Source organism: [Clostridium] aminophilum (assembly GCF_900101295.1).
In the GTDB taxonomy this organism is placed as follows: domain Bacteria; phylum Bacillota; class Clostridia; order Lachnospirales; family Lachnospiraceae; genus Clostridium_R; species Clostridium_R aminophilum_A.
Map to the genome: position 1 here is coordinate 24,314 of NZ_FOIL01000036.1, position 6,363 is coordinate 30,676.

The 6,363-nt window shown below is 53.3% G+C and carries 4 protein-coding genes and 1 tRNA gene; 1 reads left to right on the top strand and 4 read right to left on the bottom strand.

All coding sequences use genetic code 11. The features are described from left to right. Positions 1-46: 46 nt before the first annotated feature. On the bottom strand, positions 47-970 hold the full coding sequence (locus BMW41_RS09995) for a hydroxymethylglutaryl-CoA lyase (protein ID WP_031471953.1): 924 nt from the start codon (positions 968-970) through the stop codon (positions 47-49). 72 nt (positions 971-1,042) lie between these two features. Beyond that, positions 1,043-2,236, bottom strand: coding sequence for a CaiB/BaiF CoA transferase family protein (locus BMW41_RS10000; protein ID WP_074649953.1), 1,194 nt, complete (start codon positions 2,234-2,236; stop codon positions 1,043-1,045). 397 nt (positions 2,237-2,633) lie between these two features. Here BMW41_RS10000 and BMW41_RS10005 point away from each other — a divergent pair, with 397 nt between their 5' ends. Then, positions 2,634-4,517, top strand: a complete 1,884-nt coding sequence (locus tag BMW41_RS10005) for a PrpR N-terminal domain-containing protein (protein ID WP_074649954.1) — start codon at positions 2,634-2,636, stop codon at positions 4,515-4,517. A gap of 451 nt (positions 4,518-4,968) precedes the next feature. Here the strand turns inward: BMW41_RS10005 and BMW41_RS10010 are convergent, their stop codons facing one another. Further along, positions 4,969-5,913, bottom strand: coding sequence for an AEC family transporter (locus tag BMW41_RS10010; RefSeq protein ID WP_074649955.1), 945 nt, complete (start codon positions 5,911-5,913; stop codon positions 4,969-4,971). A 243-nt stretch (positions 5,914-6,156) separates the two neighbouring features. After that, positions 6,157-6,228: transfer RNA gene (locus tag BMW41_RS10015), tRNA-Gly, on the bottom strand. Positions 6,229-6,363 lie beyond the last annotated feature (135 nt).

Sequence of the window (6,363 nt, forward strand, 5' to 3'; positions counted from 1 at the left end):
AGCTGCGGATATTTTTTTGACTTTTTAGTTAATCATATCTCTTTATTCAATTTAAGCACGGATTTTCCACATGCTCGTCAATGGTATGTTCCACGTGCAGATTTGCTCCGGAATAACTTCCCTCGATCTCCGCAAATTCCTTTTTTGCGGCGGCAAGAATGCTTTTAAAACTGATTCCGGTCTCCATCCCCATCTCGTTGAACATAAATACCAGATCTTCGGTTGCGGTATTGCCCGACGCCCCCGGGGCAAACGGGCATCCGCCAAGTCCTCCGAGCGTGGACTGTACCCCGTCCGCTCCGGCTTCCACTGCCGCCAGCGTATTGACGATGCCCATGCCTCTGGTGTCGTGAATATGGCACTCAAAGCGGGCATCCGGGAACGCCTCTTTGGAGGCGGTGACAAACTCCCGCACCTGTTTCGGATCAGCCATACCGACCGTGTCACAGAGGTTGAAGAGTCTCACCCCGAGGTCATATCCTCTCCGCTCGAAATCGATCAGTTTTTTTACATCCCGCTGTTTTCCCTCAAACGGGCATCCAAATGCCGTTGCAACATCCAGACACACCGTCAGCTCCGGGTACTCATCGATGATTTTTCCGAGCTCCGCAAAACTCTCATCGTGTGTGCGGCGGATATTCGCCATGTTATGACTCCGGCTGAGAGAGATCACATTGGCCACTTTCCGGAATCCGGCCTCGGCGGCATTGGCTGCGCCGCGGTAATTCGGAACCAGACAGAACAGATCCAGATCCGGATAATCCGGAAGAATCGCCTTTGCCACCTCCGCCGCGTCCCGCATCTGCGGAATCGCCTTCGGGCTGACGAAACTCGTGATCTGCATATGCTTTACACCCGAATCAATCAGTTCCCGGATGATCTCGATCTTCTTTTCCGCCGGAAGATACTCCTTCAGATTCTGAAACCCGTCGCGCGGACCGACTTCGATAATATCTACTTTCTTTTCCATGATTGTCTCCCCGTCCCAAGGACGCTGCAGAGACATTTGCCGAAACCTCTGACTCTGCAGTAAAACCGCGAATCAGATGATTCCCTCTTTTTTCAGTGTCTCCACGGCATCTTTGTCCATACCGAGGAAATTCTCATAAACCGCCTCATTATCCTGTCCGAGCGTCGGCGCCGGATGAACCGGATCGGCCGGGCAATTGGTAAATTTCAGCTGATTGTTGGTCAGCTTCATCTTTCCGGCAACCGGATGATCCATCTCCGGGAACATATTTCTTGCCCCGGCAATCTGCGGATCCCGAACCACACGGTCAATGGTGTTAATCGGTGTCGACGGCACTCCGATCCTGTTCAGACGGTCTGCCACCTCATCGACGGTCTGCGTGACGGTCCATGCTTCCACAGCCTCTTTCATCGCCTCATGGTTTTTGACCCGGTCCGACACGGTAAGGAACCGCGGATCCTTCGCCAGCTCCGGCTGTCCCATCTCATTGCAGAGGAGGGAGTAGAGCTTATCGTTGCCCGCCCCGATGATGACGTCTCCGTCTTTGGTCCGGAAGGAATCATAAGGGTACGTCGATTCATAGCGATTGCCGATTCTCTGCGGGATTCGGCCGTCCGCCAGATAAATCATGTTGATGTTTGTCATCGCGGATACGACGGAATCAACCAACGCGACATCGACCTTCTCACCTTCCCCGGTGCGGTGCTGATGATCCAGCGCCGCCAGAACACCGATCGTGAGACTGAGTCCCCCAAGAACATCTCCCATCGGTGTTCCCGTTCTGGTCGGTGCGCCTCCCGGCCATCCGGTCGTGCTCATGAGACCTCCGGCCGCCTGGCCGACAATGTCGTAACCGGCCCTTCTGCTGTACGGACCGGTGTGTCCAAATCCCGATACCGCACCGTATATGATCTTCGGATTGATTCTCTTCAGCTCATCGTACCCGAGTCCCAGTTTTTCCATGGTGCCGGGGCGGTAGTTTTCGATCACCACATCCGCCTTCTTCACCATTTCCCGGAAAAGTTCTTTTCCCCTTTCCTCCTTGAGGTTCAGGGTGCATCCGATCTTACCTCGGTTGAAATTCATGTAATAGACACTCTCACCGTTCTTAAACGGTCCGAACGCCCGGCTGTCATCACCCTTTCCCGGCTGCTCGATCTTGTACACAGTCGCTCCCATGTCTGCCAGGAGCATCCCGCAATACGGACCGGCAAGTACTCTGGTCAGATCGAGCACGATGACTCCATCCAGTAATCCCTTACTCATCTCGTTCCGTCCTTTCCTAATTCTGTTGTCAGAAGCCTTTGCTGCCGCTGGCGGCTCAGGCGGAAATGAAGGGGAAATGTGCACAATTTCTTTCCTTTTTTCTGTCTGGATTGTAGCAGTTTATAAAAACCGGCCTCAACATTCTGAAAATAGAATCATAAAACCGGCGGGAAATGTTTCATTTATTGAATGTTTAATCTGTTTGAAACATTTCTGCCCGAAAATGTTTCATTATTTTGAACTATATGCTACGATTGCAATACGTTTTGACGCATATATTTGTCATATTTCTTTTCTTTTTGTAAATACTGCACAATAATCCGTCTTGTTTTATTTGCAGAACATGAATTGCGATTATTTCCGCAATAAACAGCTTTCATGGAAGGGAGGAGAAGCCATGAGCCAGACCTACCGTCTCTGCATCCTGGTCTATCAGCAGCTGACCACGCTGGTCCGGGAGGCACTGTCCAGTCTTCAGTTTGACGACACCAATATCACCGTCATTGAGAGCAGCGCCGACACGCTGCCCTATAACATTTCCGCCATTCTGAGCGAAGATTATGACGTATTCATTGCCGGCGGAGCCAATGCCGCCATCCTCTCACAATACAGCGAAGTGCATCTGCGGCGTTTTGCCGTACACAATACCGATTATCTGATCGCGATCCGCCGGGCGATGCGGGAGGGAAAGCGCCCCTGTATCGTACAGCACAGTCTGTCGGTCCCGCCCAACGTCGAGCTGTTCAGCCGTCTTACTGACACCGAGATCGGACTTCTGACCTTTTCCGACGGCAATGAACTTCGCGAAGCGATCCGCACCTCCCCCTACGACGTCTTCATCGGTGCATCGCAGACCTGCGAGACCGCGAGAGATCTCGGCCGGGAGAGCATGCTCGTCTATGTCGGCGCGGACTCCATCCGCCGTACGATCACCGAGGCAAGACAGTTTGCCGTGGAACTGCGGAAGGAGCACCGGTTCTCCGCAATCACCGACGCGCTGATCCGGGACACCCCCATCGGAATCATCATCACTGACGAGGACGGCATCATTACCACCATTAACAATCTGGCCAGCAGCTATATCGGCATCCCCGGCATCATGCTGAAAAGCCGGCATCTGCGCGATGTCGCACGGAATCTGGATCCTTCCCATCTGTCCGGGAAAGGGCTCGTCGAACAGGAGGCCTTCCGCATCATCGGCGGAATCCGTTTCCGCTGCACCCAGCGCCGCATTCAGATCAAAGGCCAGGAGATCGGAACCCTCACCACACTCCGGATCGATAACCGGAAGCAGTCCTCTTCTCCCGCCGCTTCCCCTTCCCTGCAGGCAACCCAGTGGAAGCATCTCATAACGGAGTCGCCGGTCATGAAACAGGTCGTCTCCCTCGGGAACCGGCTTTCCATGAACACGCTTCCGACCGCTGTGATCGGGGAATACAGCACAAACAAACATCGAATCGCCGAGTGTCTTCATTCCTGCAGCGACCGGGCCCAGCAGCCGCTGATTGTCATCAATCTCTCCACCATCTCGGAGACGGAAGTCGGCCGGAGTCTGTTCGGAAGCACCGACACTCTCGCCCCGTTCACGGGATTGATTGAGCACGCAAACCGCGGAACCGTCATCCTTCGGAATATTCAGTGCGCCAACCGCACAGTTCAGGCCTGTCTGATGGACGCCATCTCGCGAAACCAGTATCTTCCGGTCGGCAGCATTGCCCCGAAAGTGTCGGATGTCCGCTTCATCACACTCTTCAACCTCGAAGACGGAACCGAAAACATCCGGCCGGATCTGCTCGCGCTCCTCACAACGCAGACCATCCGCATTCCTTCTTTCCGCGAGCGAAAGGAAGACCTTCCGATGATGTTCAACCGCTTTGTCAGTCACCGGTACGAGAAGAATTTCGATATCCGCAAATACCCTGCCTCCTGTGAGCTTCTGTGCTTTTACAACTGGCCGGGCAACGCCGCGGAAATGCAGGCGGTCAGCGATCGTTTCTCCGCCTCCATCTCGGCCAGCACACGGCTCTCTCCGAAAGCAGTGCACAGCCAACTGGTCAATGCCATCGGTGAGGGGAAACTCGCGGAATTTATCCGGAGACGGCATCAGACGGAAAATCCGGAAACCGCCCCGGCCTCAGAGACCTCAGGCAGAATACAGTCCCGTCTGCAGCGGACCGCAGATGAACTGAAACATTACCTCGGATACACCAATGCAAAGGCGGCCGAGAGCATCGGTGTCAGCAGAACCTCTCTGTGGCGGATGAATGCACAGAAAGTGTAAATACGCGCCGTTCCGGAAAAGTATGGGATACCCGGCGGGCTCCCGCTTTCACGCCTATGACAAAACGAGACGAACCACGCTTCGCGGGTTTCGCTCGTTACCGCGACAGTCGCCAATGCCTCGTGCAAGCACAGGCTTTGGCGAGTTAGCCGCGTAACAAAGTCCGCAAGCGAACTTTGCGCGCCGCCGCTGGTCTTTTCGAGCTTAGTGAATTTGCTTACAGCGGCGTGCGCATCCTCGCGGAGCGCTTTTGTTTCATAGGGAATTTCAGAGAAATTTCCTATGAAACAAAAACGGTGCTGCGCATCCGCAGACAAGCTCTCATGATTTCTCATGAACTGTCTTCTTCGGATGCGTCAGCACCTTTGACTGATATTTTTTGTTTTTTTGATGATTCGTCCCGTCTGCTTTCATCGCAGAAAGCATTCCTCTGTCAGCAGTCCTGAAGAGATCAGGTCAGAATCACCATCAGAATCGGCACGGTAATAAAGATTCCCAGCATGGACAGAACCGATCCCGCGGCGGCATATTTCTCGTCCGCTCCGTAATTTCCTGCCATGACGGTGATCTGAGATACCACCGGAAGCGCCGCCTCGATGATGAAGACGCTGCGGTTAAGGCCGTGAACACCGAACAGAACGCAGAGCCCTGCGCAGATTGCCGGCGCAATGATCAGGCGGATCAGCAGCATCATCGGGATTCCCCGTTCCAGACGGATGTTGCGGATTCCGAGCTCATAGACGATAAATCCGCAGTACATCAGCGCCAGCGGCGTCACCGTGTTGCTCATGTATTTTGCAAAGCTCATAAAAATCTGCGGTGGGCGAACGTCGAGCGCCAGAAGCGTAAATGCCGCAATGAGGCCCAAAACCGGCGGTTTTGTAAAAATATCCTTGACCACGGCCGACCATTTCTTTTTTTCACTGGACATCTCTCCGGCGCTCTTGCAGAGCATAACCGCAACCGTCTGCGTGTAAATCGTACTTCCCATATAGTACATCATGACATACGGGATCGAGACGTCCCCGAACAATTCATTGGCAATCGGAAGCCCGATAAAAAGCGTATTCGAAATAAATGCCATCGCAATGAAGATTCCGTAACGCTTTCTTGGGAGCTTCAGCCATCTCGCCGCGAGGTCACTGAGAACCAGACAGATAAAGATTCCGACAACCGGAACCAGAAGCTGCGTTCCCATTTCCAGCATAGCATCGCGCTTGAGGTTTTGAAGAACACCGGTAATGCAGTTCATCGGAACGGCGATATTAACCACAAAACGGCTGATAAATTTTTTCTCGGTGCCGGTCATCCATCCGGCTCTTCCCATCAGATAGCCGACCGCCATGATACTGAAGATCATGAACACAGCGGAGACGGCATTAAAAAATGTCACCATCACTTTTTCCCTTCTCTGAGCCCAAACCTTTGACCATTATAACATACTTACGCAAATGTCACAGACAGGTAACGCTTATAGGAATTATAAACAAGAGCGCGAGACGGCGCACGAGGTCCGGTGGACCTCGGTTCTGCGCCGACCGGAGCGACAGCGGAGACATTCGAACGGTTCGAGCACGGCCGTGCTCGAACAACGACAAAAAAGGACATCCTTTACGGATGTCCCTTTTGTCGTTATAAGAGCGCGAGACGGGATTCGAACCCGCGGCCCCCACCTTGGCAAGGTGGTGCTCCACCACTGAGCCACTCGCGCATTTCTCTGTCAGCAATCTGACGCAGACTATATTACCACAGTCTCGATCGATTGGCAATAACTTTTTAAACAATGATGCTTAATAGTTCAGCGGCACCCACGCTTTCCCGTGAGTACCGCTGCCCGGAATTCCAT